This window comes from Pseudomonas sp. HR1, from assembly GCF_030175875.1.
In the GTDB taxonomy this organism is placed as follows: domain Bacteria; phylum Pseudomonadota; class Gammaproteobacteria; order Pseudomonadales; family Pseudomonadaceae; genus Chryseomonas; species Chryseomonas oryzihabitans.
The window spans coordinates 1-727 of sequence record NZ_JASNRF010000054.1; the positions used below are offsets into that span (position 1 = coordinate 1).

Annotated in this window: 1 protein-coding gene; it reads right to left on the reverse strand. The window is 53.6% G+C overall.

Annotation, left to right across the window (positions count from 1 at the left end; genetic code table 11):
• Positions 1-188: 188 nt before the first annotated feature.
• On the reverse strand, positions 189-727 hold a 539-nt coding region (locus QKY98_RS23560), incomplete at its 5' end, for a LysR substrate-binding domain-containing protein (protein WP_284671696.1).

Here is a 727-nt window from a genome sequence, read left to right on the forward strand (position 1 = left end):
GGGGAGGGGAGTAAGGGGCACGTGCAGGGGTGGTATATTTTCGGAAGCGAATCCGGTGCTTAGCTGTAGCTGCGCTGGTTACCTTAGAGAGGTACTGCCAACGAATAACGGGCGCGCTTCCTGTAGATTCACAAGAAAGGACTATCAGCTGTTACCGCTCCTATCACCCTCTTCATCCAGTGAGATATCTATAGATATCGCTTCACGAGCTTCAGGTCCCTCGCCAACTGGACCCGCATGAAAGCCAGCAGCTTTTTAGCCGACTCCGCGAGTGGTTTCCCTGGACGAAATAGGAGAAGGCTTCGCGTTCGAATATCGAGATCGAACGCCTTGACCACTACCCCGCGATCAATAAAATCCACCGCAGCCAAAGGTTTGATGAAGGCGATACCAATACCCTGCGAAACCGTACTGCAGATCGTGTGTGCATCGGCCGTCTCGACACGGACGTTGAGCGAAACGTTTTCCAGGTCGAGTGCCACTTCTAAGCAACGCCGGCCACTGTCCTCCGGATTGAGGGCGATAAAGTCGTAGCCACTCAGGTCCTTGGCACAAATCGAAGACTTGTCAATCAGCGGGTGCCCCTTAGGCAAAGCGATCACACCAGGTTCATTGATGAGTTCGGAATGTTCGAGCCTAACCACAGGCATTTCATCCGCCATCACCCCGAAGTCGCAAAGACCGGCGGATACCTCTTGATGTACCTCTCGCGAGCTTTGCACACGTA